Source organism: Streptomyces caniferus (genome assembly GCF_009811555.1).
In the GTDB taxonomy this organism is placed as follows: Bacteria; Actinomycetota; Actinomycetes; order Streptomycetales; family Streptomycetaceae; genus Streptomyces; species Streptomyces caniferus.
The window spans coordinates 1195136-1211302 of sequence record NZ_BLIN01000003.1 but is presented as its reverse complement, the minus strand read 5'-3'; the positions used below and the strand labels follow the sequence as shown (position 1 = coordinate 1211302).

General features: G+C 72.9%; 13 protein-coding genes. 4 read left to right on the top strand and 9 right to left on the bottom strand.

The window, feature by feature from the left end:
• Window positions 1-29: 29 nt before the first annotated feature.
• Window positions 30-740 (bottom strand): PAS domain-containing protein, encoded by a 711-nt coding sequence (locus tag Scani_RS13935; protein ID WP_159474560.1) that lies wholly within the window; start codon window positions 738-740, stop codon window positions 30-32.
• A 105-nt stretch (window positions 741-845) separates the two neighbouring features.
• Here Scani_RS13935 and Scani_RS13930 point away from each other — a divergent pair, with 105 nt between their 5' ends.
• The gene (locus tag Scani_RS13930; RefSeq protein WP_159474557.1) at window positions 846-4022 is read left to right on the top strand and encodes a bifunctional cytochrome P450/NADPH--P450 reductase; all 3177 of its coding nucleotides are present in this window, start codon (window positions 846-848) and stop codon (window positions 4020-4022) included.
• Between the two features lie 319 nt (window positions 4023-4341).
• Here Scani_RS13930 and Scani_RS13925 read toward each other — a convergent pair whose 3' ends face one another.
• Window positions 4342-4908: a DUF2165 domain-containing protein gene (locus Scani_RS13925; protein WP_159474532.1), complete on the bottom strand. Its 567-nt coding sequence runs from the start codon at window positions 4906-4908 to the stop codon at window positions 4342-4344.
• A gap of 173 nt (window positions 4909-5081) precedes the next feature.
• Here Scani_RS13925 and Scani_RS13920 point away from each other — a divergent pair, with 173 nt between their 5' ends.
• Window positions 5082-6116 carry a phosphatidylinositol-specific phospholipase C domain-containing protein gene (locus tag Scani_RS13920; protein ID WP_159474529.1) on the top strand — a complete coding sequence of 345 codons (1035 nt, stop codon included), beginning with the start codon at window positions 5082-5084 and terminating at the stop codon, window positions 6114-6116.
• Here the strand turns inward: Scani_RS13920 and Scani_RS13915 are convergent.
• From Scani_RS13915 to Scani_RS13885, 7 genes are all read right to left on the bottom strand, one after another.
• Entirely contained in the window at window positions 6088-7236 is a 1149-nt protein-coding gene (locus Scani_RS13915; RefSeq protein ID WP_308686571.1) for a trypsin-like serine peptidase, read from the bottom strand. The two genes, Scani_RS13920 and Scani_RS13915, sit on opposite strands and share 29 nt — an antisense overlap.
• A 306-nt stretch (window positions 7237-7542) precedes the next feature.
• The gene (locus Scani_RS13910; protein ID WP_159474526.1) at window positions 7543-8472 is read right to left on the bottom strand and encodes a phosphatidylinositol-specific phospholipase C domain-containing protein; all 930 of its coding nucleotides are present in this window, start codon (window positions 8470-8472) and stop codon (window positions 7543-7545) included.
• 148 nt (window positions 8473-8620) lie between these two features.
• Window positions 8621-9583, bottom strand: coding sequence for an L-histidine N(alpha)-methyltransferase (gene egtD / locus Scani_RS13905; protein ID WP_159474523.1), 963 nt, complete (start codon window positions 9581-9583; stop codon window positions 8621-8623).
• A complete protein-coding gene (gene egtC / locus Scani_RS13900) occupies window positions 9580-10335 on the bottom strand; it encodes an ergothioneine biosynthesis protein EgtC (protein WP_159474520.1) in 756 nt (251 codons plus the stop codon). Before egtC ends, egtD begins: the two co-directional genes overlap by 4 nt.
• Window positions 10336-10372: 37 nt before the next feature.
• The gene (gene egtB, locus Scani_RS13895; protein ID WP_159474517.1) at window positions 10373-11692 is read right to left on the bottom strand and encodes an ergothioneine biosynthesis protein EgtB; all 1320 of its coding nucleotides are present in this window, start codon (window positions 11690-11692) and stop codon (window positions 10373-10375) included.
• The gene (gene egtA / locus Scani_RS13890) at window positions 11689-12966 is read right to left on the bottom strand and encodes an ergothioneine biosynthesis glutamate--cysteine ligase EgtA (protein WP_159474513.1); all 1278 of its coding nucleotides are present in this window, start codon (window positions 12964-12966) and stop codon (window positions 11689-11691) included. The genes egtB and egtA overlap by 4 nt, the downstream gene beginning before the upstream one ends.
• A gap of 323 nt (window positions 12967-13289) precedes the next feature.
• On the bottom strand, window positions 13290-14501 hold the full coding sequence (locus Scani_RS13885) for a pyridoxal phosphate-dependent aminotransferase (RefSeq protein WP_159474510.1): 1212 nt from the start codon (window positions 14499-14501) through the stop codon (window positions 13290-13292).
• A 111-nt stretch (window positions 14502-14612) separates the two neighbouring features.
• On the opposite strand from Scani_RS13885, the gene Scani_RS13880 reads away from it, so the two are divergent.
• Both Scani_RS13880 and Scani_RS13875 read left to right on the top strand, forming a co-directional pair.
• The gene (locus Scani_RS13880) at window positions 14613-15287 is read left to right on the top strand and encodes a winged helix-turn-helix transcriptional regulator (protein ID WP_159474507.1); all 675 of its coding nucleotides are present in this window, start codon (window positions 14613-14615) and stop codon (window positions 15285-15287) included.
• The gene (locus Scani_RS13875) at window positions 15284-15766 is read left to right on the top strand and encodes a phosphatase domain-containing protein (RefSeq protein WP_159474504.1); all 483 of its coding nucleotides are present in this window, start codon (window positions 15284-15286) and stop codon (window positions 15764-15766) included. Before Scani_RS13880 ends, Scani_RS13875 begins: the two co-directional genes overlap by 4 nt.
• The last annotated feature ends 401 nt before the right edge of the window (window positions 15767-16167 follow it).

Below are 16167 nucleotides of genomic sequence, written 5' to 3'. Positions count from 1 at the left end.
CCCGGAGGCCGCACAGGAGCCCGGAGCGGTCAGGCGGGGGCCGGGGGCCAGCTGTCCGGGGACAGTACGCCCAGCACATAGGCCCTGGCGACCAGCGCGGTACGGCCCTGCACCCGCCAACGGCGGGCCAGCCGGGTGAGGTGGTAGTTCACCCCGTCGACCGTGAGCCCCAGTGCCGTACCGATCGACGCCGTGGTCGCGCCGCCCGCCGCCAGTGCCAGGATCCGGGCCTCCACCGGGCTCGCCGCAGCGCGCGGTGCCGGTTGCGGGGCGCTCTCGCGCACCCGCAGCAGCGCCAGCAGGGCGGGCGGGTTCACCGAGGGGTCACCCACCGGGTCGATGGTCAGTTCCCCTTCCCGCTCGGTCCCGTCCGTCGCGTCGCGCCAGCGCACCTCGATGGGATAGCGGGAACGGCGTCCCAGGCGCAGGGCGTCGATGAGCCGGTCGAGCTGTGCCTTCGCGCGGGGCTCGAAGAGGTCCAGCAGATTGCGTCCGCGCAGCTGTCCCGGGACCGTCCCCCACTGCGCTGCCATCGCCGGATTGGCGATCAGCACCTCGCCGTACGCCCGGCACACCGCGATCGGCGTGGGGATACGGTCCAGCAGGATCAGGAAGTAGTTGCGCCACGGGCCGCCCGCGTACGGCCCGGCCGGGTCCTCGGCGTGCCCGTTCACGCAGGGTGCATCGTCCGTGTGCGCCGAGTCCCCGTTTGATGCCCCGTCGGCAGTCCCGTTGTCCATGGTCCCTTCTCTGGTCCGCGCGCAAGAGCCCGCAGCGAAAAAACACTGCACAATCATGCAGTTGTCCGGGCGTGACCTGCACGTGGGGGCCCTCACGCTGGAGACATGACCGACACCATCGCGCTCCACAGCGACGAACGCGCCGCCGATGACGGCATTCCGGTGGCCGACCTCACGGACGCCGGGCCCCTCCACACGCCCATCCAGCAGTTCATGGACCTGGCCCGGACCCACGGCCCGATCTTCAAGCGCAAGTTCGGCGACCGCGAGACGCTGCTCCTCTCCTCGCTCGATCTGGTCACCGAGGTCTCCGACGAGTCCCGCTTCAGCAAGGGCGTGTCGGTTGTCCTGGAAACCGTCAGAGAGTTCACCGGTGACGGTCTGTTCACCGCCTACAACGACGAGCCGAACTGGGGCAAGGCCCATGAGGTTCTGATGCCGGCCTTCGCGCTCGGCTCGATGCGCACCTACCACCCGGCGATGCTCAAGGCCGCGCGCCGGGTCATGGCCGCCTGGGACCGGCGGGTGGCCGACGGCACGCCCGTCCAGGTCGCCGAGGACATGACCCGGATGACCCTGGACACCATCGGACTGGCCGGATTCGGCTTCGACTTCGAGTCGTTCTCCCGCGGCGACAGCGCGCATCCGTTCGTCGAGGCGATGGTGCGCTGCCTCGAATGGAGCATGACGAAGATCTCCCGTGACCCCGACGCCGACCACTCCGCGGCGGACGCGGCATTCCAGACCGACCGCGACTACCTCGCGACGGTCGTCGACGAGGTCATCGCCGCCCGGACGGAGAGCGGGGAGACCGGTGACGACGATCTGCTGGGCCTGATGCTCGGAGCCGGCAGCGAGGGGGAAGGCGGCCCCGCCCTCGACCTCGCCAACATCCGCAACCAGGTCATCACGTTCCTGATCGCCGGCCACGAGACCACCTCGGGTGCGCTCTCCTTCGCCCTCTACCACCTGCTCAAGGACCCGCTCGCGCTGCGCATGGTCCAGCGCGAGGCGGACGAACTGTGGGGCGACCAGAGCGACCCCGACCCCTCGTTCGAGGACATCGGACGGCTGCCGTTCACCCGGCAGGTCCTCAACGAGGCGCTGCGGCTGTGGCCCACCGCCGGCGCCTTCTTTCGTCAGGCCCGCGAGGACACCCTGCTCGGTGGCCGCTATCCGCTCAAGGCCGGGGAACTGGTCATGGTGCTCGCGCCGATGCTGCACCGCGACCCCGTCTGGGGCGACAACCCTGAGCTGTTCGACCCCTCCCGCTTCAGCCCGGAGGCCGAGGCGGCCCGCTCACCGCATGCCTACAAACCCTTCGGGACCGGAGAACGCGCCTGCATCGGGAGGCAGTTCGCGCTCCACGAGGCGACCATGCTGCTCGCCCTCCTCGCCCACCGCTACCGCCTGATCGACCACGGCGACTACCGGCTGCGCATCAAGGAGACGCTGACCCTCAAGCCCGAGGGGTTCACCCTCACTCTGGCCGCCCGTACACCCGCCGACCGGGCCGCGGTCCGCGCCGCGCTGGCCGTGCTCCCCGGCGGCGGTGCCGGCACGGCGGACGACACCGCGACCGACGACGGGCTGCCGACCCGCGTCACCCAGGGCACCGGCCTGCTGCTGTTGCACGGCAGCAACTACGGCACCTGCCGGGAGTTCGCCGAGCGCCTCGCCGACGAGGCCACCGGCCTGGGCTTCGCCGCCGATGTGGCGCCGCTGGACGCGTTCGCCGGTGCGCTGCCCGCCGACCGGCCCGTCGTCATCGTCGCCGCCTCCTACAACGGCCGGCCCACCGATGACGCCGCCGCCTTCGTGAGCTGGCTCAACACCGCGCAGGACGGCGCCGCCACGGGCGTCTCGTTCGCCGTCCTCGGCGTCGGCGACCGCAACTGGGCCGCCACCTACCAGCACATACCGACCCTCATCGACGACCGGCTCGACGCCCTCGGCGCCGACCGGCTGCTGTCGCGCGCCGAGGCCGACGCCTCCGGCGACCTGGGCGGCACCGTCAAGGAGTTCACCGCGGCGCTGCGCACCCAACTGCTGACGCGCTACGGCGACCCGGCGAGCGTCGGTGCGAGCGCACCGGACGCCGAGGACACCGGCTACACCGTCACCGAGATCACCGGCGGCCCGCTGGACGCGCTCGCCGCCCGCCACGACCTCGTCCCGATGACCGTGACCGAGGCCTACGACCTCACCGCACAGGACTGGGCGCGGCCCAAGCGCTTCCTGCGCATCGCCCTGCCGGACGGCGTCGGCTACCGCACCGCCGACCACCTCGCCGTGCTGCCGGCCAACGCCCCGGCCGCCGTCGAGCGGGCCGCGCGGGTCCTCGGCGCCGACCCGGACACCGTCCTCGCGCTGCACTCCGGCCGCCGCGCGAGCCGCGACACCCTGCCCGTCGACCGCCCCCTGACCGTGCGCGAACTGCTCACCCACCACCTCGAACTGGGCGTCCGCCCGACCGCGGACCAGGTGGCGCAGCTCGCCGCGCACAACCCCTGCCCGCCCGAGCGGCACGCCCTGGAGAACCTCGCCGAGGACGACCCGCGCACCCTCATCGACCTGATCGAGGCCCACCCGGCGCTGCGTGGCGCGCTGCCCTGGCCGACGGTCCTGGAGCTGCTGCCGCCCCTGCGCATCCGGCACTACTCCCTGTCGTCCTCACCCGCGGCCGACCCCCGGCACGCCGACCTGATGGTCTCGCTGCTGCCCGGCGGCACCGGTTCGACCCATCTGCACTCCCTGCGGCCGGGCGACACCGTCCTGGCCCGCGTCCAGCCCTGCCGGGAGGCCTTCCGCATCGATCCGGCCGACGACACCCCCGTCGTCCTGATCGCGGCGGGCACCGGTCTCGCCCCCTTCCGCGGCGCCGTCGCCGACCGGCTCGCCGCGGGACAGCAGGCCCCGGCCCGGCTCTACTTCGGCTGCGACGACCCCACCGCTGACTTCCTGCACGCCGCGGAGTTCGCCGCGGCCGAAGCCGCCGGCGTCGTCTCGATGCGCCCCGTCTTCAGCGAGCGCCCCGAAAACGGCCACCGCTTCGTCCAGCACCGGATCGCCGCCGAGGCGGCCGAGGTGTGGGAGCTGCTGCAGGCCGGGGCGCGGGTGTACGTCTGCGGTGACGGCAGCCGGATGGCACCCGGGGTACGGGCCGCCTTCCGCGAGCTGCACGGAGCCAGTACCGGTGCCTCGCCCCAGGAGTCCGAGGCCTGGCTGCGCGAACTGACCGCCTCCGGCCGCTACATCGAGGACGTGTACGCGGCGGGCTGAGATCCGGCGCCGCTGTCCCGGCGGGCTGGATCTCCGGCCCGCCGGGGCCAGGGCTGGGGTGGTGCGGCCACCCGGGCCGCGCCGGTATCGCGGTGCGGTGACCGCGATGGCCCTCCCGAAGGCGGGCATCGACGGCCCGGAGATTTTCGAGGCCCGCCCGACCGGCGCCGACCACGTCGGCGCCTTTCTCATGGTCGTCGCCAACGGCCTCGAGGCCCTCCGGGCCGTCGATGCGCCCACGGCCCCGTCGTCGAGCACTCCTTCCCCGCCCGGCGGGTGGAGTTCCTCGGCGACGGGGAGCGGAGGGCGCGTGCGTCCGCTACTCCCCGTCCCCGCCCTTCGGCTCTCCGTTCCCGCCCTTCGGCTTCCCTGCCGCGCCCGGCAGGTGGATCACCACCAGCGCGATCCCGGCGACCGTGAGGTTGCGGGTCGCGGCCTCCAGCCCGTTCCAGTTCTTGGACTGCCACATCGAGAACCACTCGCCGCCTATCGCGAGGAAGCCCACCCCGAACAGCAGCACCACCATCAGCAGCCCGAGCGTGCTCACGTGACGGGCCCGGGCGAAGCCGCCGCGTCGTAGGCCGACGGCCCACAGCGCGGTGCCCGCGAGCAGCACCGCCGCGGCCACCGTCTCCCAGGCGATGATCGCCAGATATGCGGTGTCCTGCAGCCCGGGCGAGGTGAGGGCCCGCCACATCAGGTCCGGGTCCTTGAACGTGGTGTCCATGGCCAGGACATGGCGGACGAACTGCTGATTGGTGTCGAAGTCGGTGATGTTTCCGAAGGCGACGAGCGACACGTAGAGGGCGACCGTTCCGGTGAGAACGGCCGCCGCGAGTGGCAGTCCCGTACGTGGTGTGCTGTCGGTGTGGTGTCTGTCGGTCATGCGCCCTCCCCGGCGGTTCCTGTCATCCGCTGTTTCCTTGTCTGTTGCGGCCCTCATGGTCCCTCATCTGCCGAACTCCCGTACGCTGCTCCCCGGTCGACCGGGTGACCGACCGGTCGAAACGGCGTTCGGGAGCACTGCCGACGGCCGAGGACCTAGGGGAAGCGGGGCACATGAACGGGAAGCGGTGTGTGGGAACGGTCGCCGTCGCGGCGGCGGCAGTGATCGCGGTGAGCGGGCCGGCGGGCGCCGAGCCGACCGCCGCGACATACGGCACCAGCACGTCCGTGGGCGTCCACAACGCCTATGAAAAGGAGAAGTACCGCTACTTCGCGGACGCCCTGGACTCCGGCGCCGCACTGCTCGAACTCGACCTCTGGACCAACGGACTGGGCCGGTCCTTCCGGGTCTCGCACAGCAACCCGCTGGGCAACAACAGCAACTGCGAGGGCGCCGCGAACGCCTCGGAGCTGCGCACCAAGAGCCGCGACCAGGACTTCGCCGGCTGCCTGGCCGATATGAAGGCCTGGCACGACGCCCACCCGGGCCACCGCCCGATCCTGCTCAAGGTCGAGATGAAGGACGGCTTCAACGCCAAGGGCGGCCGCGGTCCCGCCGAGTTCGACGCGCTGGTACGGCAGAAGCTGGGCGACGCGGTCTACGGCCCCGGGGACCTCACCGGCGGACACGCCACCGCCGACGAGGCCGTACGGGCGGGCGGCTGGCCCTCGCGCGCCGACCTGGCCGGGAAGTTCCTGTTCGAGCTGATACCCGGCACGGTCGAGGAGAAGAACCCGTTCGACAAGCTGTGGACGGACGTCGAGTACGCCGGCCACCTCAAGGACCTTGCCGCGCAGGGGAAGCTGGCACAGTCGACGGCGTTCCCCGCGGTGCACGGAGCGGCGGCCGGCGACCCCCGCGAGCGCTACGCCGACCCGGCGCTGCGCCCCTGGTTCGTGGTCTTCGACGGCGACGCCGCGACCTACCTGAACGGCAGTATCGACACCTCCTGGTACGACACCCGCCACTACCTGCTCATCATGACCGACGCCCACAACGTGCCGCCGGTCATCGACGGCACCCACCCGACCGAGGCGGAGGCACTGGCCCGGGTCCGGCAACTCGCCGCGGCGCACGCGAGCTTCGCCACCGCCGACTGGTACCCGCTGCCGTCCGTCCTCAAGACCGTGGTGCCGCGCGGGGCATGACACCGGACGCGGCGGCCCGGAAGCCGGGCTGCGCGGCCCGCGGGTCCGGCTCCGCGGTCGCCCGCCGGTAGAGCGCGGCCACGTCCGCGCCGAACCGGGTGCTGTACGAGACGAGGTCGTCACCGCCCCCGTCGAGACCGCCTATCACGCCGATCAGCGACCCGGTGCCGGTGGCCGGGTCGAGGTCGGTGAGCAGCGGCCCGCCGCTCGTCCCGTTCGGGAACCCCGGGCAGTCGAACCGGAGTTGGCTCGGGCTCTGGGCGTCCGCCGTGTTCCGGCAGCTGACCGGGCCGTCCTGGTGCTCCGGATAGCCGGTCAGCAGCGCCGGGCGTCCGGCCGGTGTGCCGAACCGGATGCGTTCGGCGCCGGTGACGTCCTCGATCCGGCCGCCGGCCCGACCCGCGCGGCGCACCCGCAGGAACGCCACGTCGTGGTCGGGGTCCCGGTCGTTGATCCAGCGCGGATCGACCTGGATCCGGGTGGGCACCCACAGGCCGTACGGGGCGATCCCGTCGTGCAGGCCCGGCGCGAAGACCAGCCGGGTACGGAAGCCGTCGTCGTGCACACAGTGCGCCGCGGTGATGATGAGGTCGCCCCCGGGGGCGTGCACCACGCTGGCCGTGCAGTGGTGGACCGGGTCACCGTCGCCGTCGGGGGAGAAGAGCGCGCCGATCGCCGGTGCGGGCGTCGCCGGGGCCGCCCGCAGGGGCCGCGACACCTTCAGCGCGGTCGCCCGCGCATCGCCGTACCGTGCGGCCACCGGCGGCCCCGGCCGCTCCTGGTAGGGGCCGGCGAGCACCGCGGCGGCGGCCTGGTCGCCGTCGGCACGGGTGGCGAGGTAGGAGCCGGTGGTGGTGTCCCCGGCGGCCAGGAACGGATCGCGTGCGGGGGACCCCAGGAGCAGCGCCGTGCTGCCCGCGACCAGGGTCAGCGCGCCGAGCGCCAGGGTGATCCGGAGCGGAACGCCGGCCCGGCCGCGGCCCGTACAGGCCGGGCCGCGGGGACCGAGGCAGTCCTCGGCCGCCGGTGTCCCGGCGGCCCGGTCCGCCCCGCCGGCGTCGTCCGCCGGCCCGGTCCCGCGTTCGCTCGTCTCCACCACCAGCAGCCCGCCTCGCCGCATCAGCCGGCGCTGCCCCCGTCGGATGGCGGAGCGGCACCGGAACCAGACATTTCACCCAGTCTGATGCAGGGATGCGTGCCATGGTTCGGTCACTTGGCGCATCATTCCGCTCAGGCGGCAAAGATCACGGACAGAAACCCGCACCGGAACCCCGGCACACCCGCCATCCGAGGGGCCCGGCGGGCGGGGTGCGGCGAGCGGGGAGGCCGTGTCGCCGCAACGCGCCGCGCTGGGCCGGTCGGGTGACCCGCACGGTGCCCCCCTCCGGGCCGGCCCGGGGCCTCGCCGGCGCCGTCCGGCACCGGCTCACGCCGTGAGCCGCACTCCCCGCCCCGCGAGGTTGTGCCCGATCAGCGTCTCCGCCAGGCCGACCTCGTTCGGGAAGTCCATCGGCACGACCCCAAGACCCGTCCAGCCACTCCCTTCCGAGCCCTCCAGCAGTCGCTTGACCTGCGGGTTGAGACGGTCCGCGTTGGAGCGGGGCGGCAGCCATGCGGAGGTGCTGACGTAATTGACGAAGAGCTTGCCGGGCTGGGTGACGGCCTTGCGGAACTGGGCCTCGATCTTCGGGTACTTCCCGAACGGCTCGGCCATGTAGTCGTCCTGGATGTCGAACAGCTGCGGATCGGCGTACCGGACGCCGCCCAGGCCGTCGGAGTCCGCCAGCAGGACCACCTTGCCGCGGGCCTGGCCCAGCGTCGGCAGGCCCGCGTCCAGCCGGAACAGCGACCGGTACCCCTTGTCGTCCAGGTAGCTGCCGAAGATCCGGCGGAACTCCTCGGCGCCGACCTCCGAGTACTCCTGCTTGACCCGCATCAGGACCGTTTCGGAAGGGTGGGTCTGCAGGAACGCCCGGCAGGCATTGAGCACATCACCGAACATCAGCTCCTGGTAGAAGGCGCCGTGATGAATGGCGAAGACGCTGTCGATGGCCCGGCAGCGGACGTCCAGGAAGCGGATACCGGCGGCGAGCTGGGCGGCGACGGAGGTGTTCTGGCACGCGACCCAGGGGCCGCCGATCCGGGCCCCCGAGTCGTGGGTGCCGGGGATCGTCAGCCGCTGGACGGGCGTGGAGTCGCCGAGCGCCGACATCCAGTCCTGTACGGACAGTTCACCCGCCCGGCGCTGGGCCGCGCCGGCCATGAACTGCCCGCTGCCGAAGCCCGCCAGCACCCCGGCGGCCGACAGCCCGGCCGCGCCCCGGAGGAAATCCCGCCGATCCAGTCCCAGCCCCATGCCGCTTCCCCTGTCCGTCGAGTCTGCGTGGGTGCGCGGCAACAGCCCCCGTGCGCACCTGCGATCGGGGCATCGAACCACATGGAGCGCGCGGGCGGCACCCGGCCGGCGGACCAAAGGGTCACGCCGGCCGGGAAGGGGCGGATATTCAGACGCGGAAGGACAGCGACAGCGCGAAGCGGTCCGTGCTGTCCGTCCACCAGTTGGCCAACTCCAGTCCGGCAGCGGCAAGTTCGGTCCGCACACCCTCCTGGCGGAACTTGGCCGACACCTCGGTCCGCAGCTCCTCGCCCTCGGCGAAGCCGACCGCCAGGTCCACCCCGGGGACCTTGATGTTCAGGTCCTTGCGGGCCCGCAGTCGCATCTCGATCCACTCGCGTTCGGCGTTCCACACGGCGACGTGGTCGAAGTCCGCCGGGTCGAAATCGCCGCCCAGCTCGCGGTTGATGACCTCCAGGACGTTCTTGTTGAACGCGGCCGTCACGCCCTGCGGGTCGTCGTAGGCGGCGACGAGCGTGGCCTCGTCCTTGACCAGGTCGGTGCCGAGCAGCAGGGCGTCGCCCGGCGAGAGCATGTCGTGCACCGAGTGCAGGAACGCGGAACGCTCCTCGGGGAGCAGATTGCCGATGGTGCCGCCGAGGAAGGCGAGCAGCCGCGGGCCGGGGGTGTCGGGGAGGTCGATGCCCTGCTGGAAGTCGGCGACCAGCGCGTGCACGGTGAGGCCGGGGTGCTCGGCGAGCAGCGTCTCGCCCGCCGCGGCCAGCGCGGATTCGCTGACGTCGATGGGCAGATAGCTGTGCAGATCGGTCAGCGCGCCGATGAGGTGGCGGGTCTTGTCGGAGGACCCCGACCCCAGCTCGATCAGGGTGCGCGCCCGGGTGGCCGCGGCGATGTGATCGGCGCGGGTGAGCAGGATCTCCCGCTCGGCGCGGGTCGGGTAGTAGTCGGGCAGCTTGGTGATGTCCTCGAACAGCTCGCTGCCACGGGCGTCGTAGAACCACTTGGGCGGCAACTGTTTGGGGGTACGGGACAGGCCCTGGGCGACATCGGCGCGCAGCGCGGCCGCGGTGGCGTCGGCGGGGAGGGTGCGGGTGATGCTGAGCGGGCTCACGTAGCGGGCTCCTTGAGCGGGGTGAGGTGGACCTCGGACTGGCCGGCGCGCAGCAGGGTGCGGTCCGGGACCTCGGTCCAGTGGGGGGAATCGTCGTACGGTTCGGAGGCGACGACCGTGCCGCCTCCGGGAACGGCCAGGTGGCACAGCGTGTCGCCCCAAGCAGTGGCGGCGATGGCGGTGCCGTCGGTCAGCAGCAGATTGAGCCGGGAGCCGGGCGCGGCCGCGGCGACCGCCGCGACGGTGCCGGCCAGCGCCTCGCCGATCTCGTCGCCGCGCGTCAGCCGGTGCCGGACCAGCGCCCACAGGAACGCCGCGTCGCAGCGGGCGGGCAGCCGCAGCAGTTCCCCGGCCGGCAGCTCGGCCGCCAGCGGGGCGAGCGAATCCGGCCAGCCGGACACCGCGCCGTTGTGGCTGAACAGGTAGCGCCCCTCGGCGAACGGCGCGGCCGCGGCCTCGGCGTCCGCACCGGCCACGGTGGCATCCCGTACGGCGGCCAGCAGCGCGCCGGTGCGCACCACCCGCCCCAGGTCGGGCAGCAGATCGTCGCCCCAGATCGGCCCGGCCCGCCGGTAGCGGGCGGGCACCGGATCGCCCGGCGCGTACCAGCCCACGCCGAACCCGTCCGCGTTGACCGTCCCGTGCCGCTGCCGGCGCGGCTCCCAGGACTGCCGGTACAGGCTGTGCGGCGGAGCCAGGACCACCTGGCCGAAGGGGATCTCCGGCCCCAGGTACGCAAGATGACGGCACATCAGGAGACGACCTTCCGAAGGGGCAGGGCCGTGGCCGTCATGCGTCCGCCGCCGGGTCGGCGTCCCGGGCGGTACGGAACCCGGAGAAGATCTGGCGCCGGACGGGCAGGTCCCAGTTGCGGAAGGTCCCCCGGCAGGCCACCGGGGCCACCGCGAACGAACCGCCGCGCAGCACCTTGTGCTCGTCGCCGAAGAACACCTCCGAGTACTCCCGGTAGGGGAAGGCGGCAAAGCCCGGATAGGGCAGGAAGTCGCTCGCCGTCCACTCCCAGACATCGCCCATCAACTGCCGCACACCGAGCGCCGACTGGCCGTCCGGATAGCTGCCGATCGGGGCGGGCCGCAGATGCCGCTGGCCGAGATTCGCGTGCGCCGGCGTGGGGTCCTCGTCGCCCCAGGGATAGCGCCTGGTGTTCCCGGTCGCCGGGTCGTGCCGGGCGGCCTTCTCCCACTCGGCCTCGGTCGGCAGCCGCCGGCCGGCCCAGCGCGCATAGGCGTCCGCCTCGTACCAGCTCACATGCAGTACGGGCTCATCCGGCGGCACCGGTTCGGTCACCCCGAACCTCCGGCGCAGCCACTGGCCCCCGTCGCGCTTCCAGAAGAGCGGTGCGCGCAGCGCGTGCTCCTGCACCTGGGCCCAGCCCTCCGCGGCCCACCAGCGCGGGTCGTCGTAACCGCCGGCCTCGATGAACCGCTGGTAGGCGCCGTTGCTGACGGGGGTGGTGTCGATCAGGAAGGAGGGCACCAGCCGGTGGTGGGCGGGCCGTTCGTTGTCCAGCGCCCAGGGCTCGGTGGAGGTGCCCATGGCGAACGGCCCGCCGGGGACCAGGACTTCGGCGGGCAGCACGTCGTCGGAGACGGGCGGCGGCTCGGGCGCGGTGAGGACCGGCGGGCCGTGGCGGAGCTGGTGGGTGATGAGCATGGTCTCGTCGTGCTGCTGCTCATGCTGCGCGATCATGCCGAAGGCGAATCCGGAGTCGAGCAGCGGCCCGCCGTGCAGCGGAGTGCGCTCCAGGATGTCCAGCACCCGGCCGCGGACCTCGGCGACATAGCCGTGCGCTTCGTCCGGCGCGAGCAGCGGGAGGGAGGGGCGCTGGGCGCGGGGGTGCTCGAAGGCGTCGTAGACGGAGTCGATGTCCGGGCGCAGCGCGTCACGTCCGCCGACGGTGCGCAGCAGCCACTGCTCCTCCTGGTTGCCTATGTGTGCCAGGTCCCACACCAGTGGGGACATCAGCGGGGAGTGCTGTGCGACGAGGTCGGGACCCTCGACACAGGTGGTCAGCAGGCGGGTGCGGTCGCGGGCGGCGAGCAGCGCCGAGGCCGCGCGTTCACGGAGGAGCTCGGGATCGAGGGTCACTGGCTGTCCTTCCCCACTATGAGGTCGCCCTCCGCGGCGTACAGGGCGTCGAGATGGTCGTCCGCGGGGCAGCGGCCGCGTGCCACATAGCGTTCGGTGAAGTCCGCGACCGCCGCGAGCACCTCGGGCGAGGCCCCGAGCCGTGGCAGCGCTTCCTGTGCGGCGGCGAAGCAGGCCACCGCCGCAGCATGCAGTTCCGGGTCGGTCAGCGCCCCGCGGGCGGCCCGCCGCCACAGGGGGTTGCGCGGCGCCGGCCGGGAGCCCGCCGTCTCCGCGAGGGGCTTGACGATGCGGTATGCCCGTTCCGCGGCCTCCGGGTCGTCGAACAGCGCGGCCGTCACGGCCAGCGGCACGATCCACCCGGCGTCGCCCGACTGTGCGTCGATCATGCGCAGTTCCAGATGGCCGCGCGGCCGTACCGGCGGGAAGAGGGTCGTGACGTGGTAGTCCAGATCCTCCTGGGTGGGCGGTCTGGGCACGCCGGTACGGATCCACTCGCGGAAGGTGAGGCCCTCCGGCGCGTGCCAGGGGCCGTCCTCGGCGCGGATGCACATCACCGGGGCGTCCAGGACGTAGTCCACCCAGGCGGTGCGCGGATCGGGCCCCGGCGGCGGGGCGAGCGTACGGCCCGGGTCGAGCTGCGACCAGACGACCTGGCGGGTGGTGCGGTAGCCGGTGGGGCAGCCCTCGCTGGTCGGCGAATTGGCGAAGGCCGCGGCCAGCACCGCGCCCAGCAGATGGGCCAGCAGCCAGCGCCGGCCGTGCCCGAGCGGCCCCGGCTCCTCGTACCCGGCGTCCACGCACACCTGCACGGACGCGGTGGCACACATCATGGACCGCCCGGCGGAGCCCCAGTGGTCGAAGTACGCCTCCATGGCGTCGTAGCGCGGATCGGCCAGCACCCGCTGCGGGCGGTGCCACGGATTGTGACCGTGGCCGGCCATGCCCAGGCCCATGGCCAGCATGGCGGGCCGGACCAGCGCGAGATCGGCGGTGACCGTCTCGATGCACTCGGTCAGGGAGCGGGCGGGCAGTGAGCTGAGCTCCAGCTGGCCGCCGGGCTCGAAGGTCAGCACAGAGGTGAGGGGAAGTGCGCGCAACGTGGTCGCCGCGCTGTGCAGCCGGTCCGGTTCGATCGGACATCGGGGGTTGCGCGCGTCGTGGACCAGCCATTCGATCTCGACTCCGAGGCGGCTCGGCGGCCCCGTCTTGAAGCATATTCCGCGCAGGTGAGCTTCCAGCTCCGCTTCTTTTTCCGCAGGCCGTACGGGCATGGAATCCCTCTCCCTGGTGGGTGGCGGCAGGATTGCCGCCCTCCACCTAATCTGCTGCGGGCGATGCGCTCAAGGGCGCGTTCGCGCCGCGGCCGACGGGGCGGGCCTCCACGGGGCGGGCGGGCCGTCCGGACCCGGGGGACCGGCGGACGGTGCCGCGGCGCCCTCCCGGCGCCAGGACGGCCTTCCCGCCCGCCGTCGGGACCGGGGGCCGGACCGGCGAGCGGCGGACGGGGGGCGGGCGAGGGGTACGGCCGTTCGAGTGAGTGCCGGGCGGGGTGCGTTTTGCCGCCCCGGCGCACCGGCCCGCCCACCGCCCGGTGTCACTGGCGATAGCCCGCCAGGAAGCGTCCGATCCGGCTGATCGCCGCGTCGAGGTCATCGGCGCGGGGGAGGGTGAGGATGCGGAAGTGGTCCGGGTGCGGCCAGTTGAAACCGGTGCCCTGGACGACCTGGATCTTCTCCCGCAATAGGAGGTCGAGGACGAACTTCTCATCGTCGTGGATCTTGTGGACGGCCGGATCGAGGCGGGGGAAGGCGTAGAGCGCGCCCTTGGGCTTGACGCAGGAGACGCCCGGGATCTCGTTCAGCCGCTCCCAGGCCCGGTCGCGCTGCTCGCGCAGCCGGCCGCCGGGCAGCACCAGGTCCTCGATGCTCTGCCGGCCGCCGAGCGCGGCCTGGATGGCGTACTGCGCGGGCGCGTTCGGGCACAGCCGCATGGACGCGAGGGTGCCCAGGCCCTCCAGATAGTCGGCGGCGTGCTGCCTGGGGCCGGAGACCACCAGCCAGCCGGAGCGGAATCCGGCCACGCGGTAGGACTTGGACAGCCCGCTGAAGGTGAGGCAGACGAGGTCGGGGGCGAGTACCGCGGCGTGGTGGTGGACCTCGTCGTCGTACAGGATCCGGTCGTAGATCTCGTCGGCGAAGACCATCAGCCCGTGGCGCCGGGCGAGATCGAGCATGCCCTCCAGCAGCTCGCGCGGGTAGACCGCGCCGGTCGGGTTGTTCGGGTTGATGATGACCATCGCCCGGGTCCGGTCGGTGATCTTCGAGGCGAGGTCGTCGAGGTCCGGCAGCCAGTCCGCGGACTCGTCGCAGAGGTAGTGCACGGCCTTGCCGCCCGCGAGGGTGGTGACCGCCGTCCACAGCGGGAAGTCGGGGGCCGGGATGAGGATCTCGTCCCCGTCGTCGAGCAGCGCCTGCACCGCCATCGAGACGAGTTCGGAGACGCCGTTGCCGAGGTAGACGTCGTCCACGTCGACATCCGGCAGCCCGCTCCGCTGGTAGCGCTGGGCCACCGCGCGGCGCGCCGAGAGGATGCCCTGGGACTCCGTATAGCCGTGCGCACGGGAGAGGTTGCGCATCATGTCCTGCAGGATCTCGTCCGGGCACTCGAAGCCGAACAGCGCGGGATTTCCGGTGTTCAGCCGCAGCACGCTGTGGCCGGCCTCCTCCAGCGCGTCCGCGTGCTCGATCACCGGCCCGCGGATCTCGTAACAGACGTCGGCCATCTTGCTCGACTGCTTGAACTGCATGCGGTGGCCTCCCGGTCCTCGCTCACCGCGCGGCGCGGCAGCATTCGTTCACCGTACTTGGTTTTACCAAGTTGGGACTTGGAAAGTCCAACCTCTGTCTATGCTGGTGTCATGCCGCGCCGAAGTTATGACCAGTACTGCGCCGTTGCCCGAGCCCTGGACGCCGTGGGCGACCGCTGGACGCTCCTGATCGTCCGGGAACTGCTGGGCGGCTCCCGGCGCTACACCGATCTGCACGCCGATCTGCCCGGCGTCAGCACCGACATGCTCGCTTCCCGGCTCAAGGACATGGAGCGGGACGGTCTGGTCACCCGCCGCCGGCTCGCCCCGCCCACGGCCGCCTTCGTCTACGAGCTCACCCCCCGCGGCCGCGCGCTGCTGCCCGCGCTCACCGCCCTCGCCGACTGGGGCGCCCCCGCCCTCGACGAGAAGCGCCCGACGGACGCGGTGCGGGCCCACTGGTTCGCGGTGCCCCTCCTCGCGCGGCTGGCCCGGCACTTCCCCGAGGGCGTCGACGTGGTCGGCATCGCCCTCGACGAGGGCGAGTTCCATGTCGTCCTCGGAGACGACGGGGAGGGCGTCGACGGAGCGGACGGCGGGCCCCGCTATGCGGACGGCCCCGCCGAGCACCCCGATGTCCGGCTGCGGATGGACACCGCGACCTGTGCCGAGATCGCGTACGATCGCCTCTCCCTCGCGCAGGGAATCGCATCCGGCCGGATCGTGGTCACACCGCCCGAGGCGGCCGGTGAACGGCAGCGACGGAAGAGGACGGAAACGGCATGACGACGCGCCCCCTGGCGGTTTTCGACCTGGACGGCACGCTCGCCGACACCGGCCACCGCCAGCACCTGCTGCAGCGCGCCCCGCGCGACTGGAAGGCCTTCTTCGCGGCCGCCACCGACGACCCGCCGCTCGCCGAGGGGGTGGCCCTGGCCCTGCGCAGCACCGAGGACTGCGAGGTCGTCTATCTGACCGGCCGTCCGGAGCGCTGCCGCCGCGACACCCTGGACTGGCTCGCCCGGCACGGGCTGCCCGAGGGCCGGTTGTGGATGCGCCCCGAAAGCGACCGGCGCCCGGCCCGGCACGCCAAACTGGAGATCCTGCGCCGGATCGCCCGCGGCCGCGAGGTCCGCCATGTCGTCGACGACGACGAACTCGTCTGCGACGCCTGCGAGAAGGCCGGTTTCCCGGTGATACGGGCGCGGTGGGCCACGTCGTCCGACGCCCTGCGCGACGCCCAGCAGCGGGCCGGGCGCACCTGACCCCTGCCGGGGGCGGCCCGGCCCGCGGAGCGCCGTGGGCCGCCTCTTGCCGCCCGGTGGTGCCCGCCCGGCCCCGCCGCCCCGTTCGGCCGGTCTGACGAAGCGTCAGCAGAGAGCCGGGGAACGCTCGGGGAAAGGGATCACGTCTCAGGGCCCCGGGTGCGCACCGGACTTGCGCTCCTGCCGGCCATGGCGGTGCTCACCGGGCTCCGGCCCCCCGGCGACCGCGGCCGCGACGGACCCGGGAGCCGGCGGGCGCAGCGGCTCGGCCTGGCTGCCGTACTGGGGCGACGCCGACGCCGACGCTGCGTACCGCGACGCGCTGCGGCACGCCTCCCAGCGGCACACCGTCAGCCCCTTCTGGCGCGAGGCCTCCTCCGGCACCACCGGCACGGCGCACC

Coding starts and splice junctions, on each gene's coding strand:
- Scani_RS13935 (WP_159474560.1), bottom strand. CDS start 740: ATGGACAACGGGACTGCCGACGGGGCATCAAACGGGGACTCGGCGCAC.
- Scani_RS13915 (WP_308686571.1), bottom strand. CDS start 7,236: ATGCGGCGAGGCGGGCTGCTGGTGGTGGAGACGAGCGAACGCGGGACC.
- Scani_RS13930 (WP_159474557.1), top strand. CDS start 846: ATGACCGACACCATCGCGCTCCACAGCGACGAACGCGCCGCCGATGAC.
- Scani_RS13885 (WP_159474510.1), bottom strand. CDS start 14,501: ATGCAGTTCAAGCAGTCGAGCAAGATGGCCGACGTCTGTTACGAGATC.
- Scani_RS13880 (WP_159474507.1), top strand. CDS start 14,613: ATGCCGCGCCGAAGTTATGACCAGTACTGCGCCGTTGCCCGAGCCCTG.
- Scani_RS13920 (WP_159474529.1), top strand. CDS start 5,082: ATGAACGGGAAGCGGTGTGTGGGAACGGTCGCCGTCGCGGCGGCGGCA.
- Scani_RS13925 (WP_159474532.1), bottom strand. CDS start 4,908: ATGACCGACAGACACCACACCGACAGCACACCACGTACGGGACTGCCA.
- Scani_RS13875 (WP_159474504.1), top strand. CDS start 15,284: ATGACGACGCGCCCCCTGGCGGTTTTCGACCTGGACGGCACGCTCGCC.
- egtC (WP_159474520.1), bottom strand. CDS start 10,335: ATGTGCCGTCATCTTGCGTACCTGGGGCCGGAGATCCCCTTCGGCCAG.
- egtA (WP_159474513.1), bottom strand. CDS start 12,966: ATGCCCGTACGGCCTGCGGAAAAAGAAGCGGAGCTGGAAGCTCACCTG.
- Scani_RS13910 (WP_159474526.1), bottom strand. CDS start 8,472: ATGGGGCTGGGACTGGATCGGCGGGATTTCCTCCGGGGCGCGGCCGGG.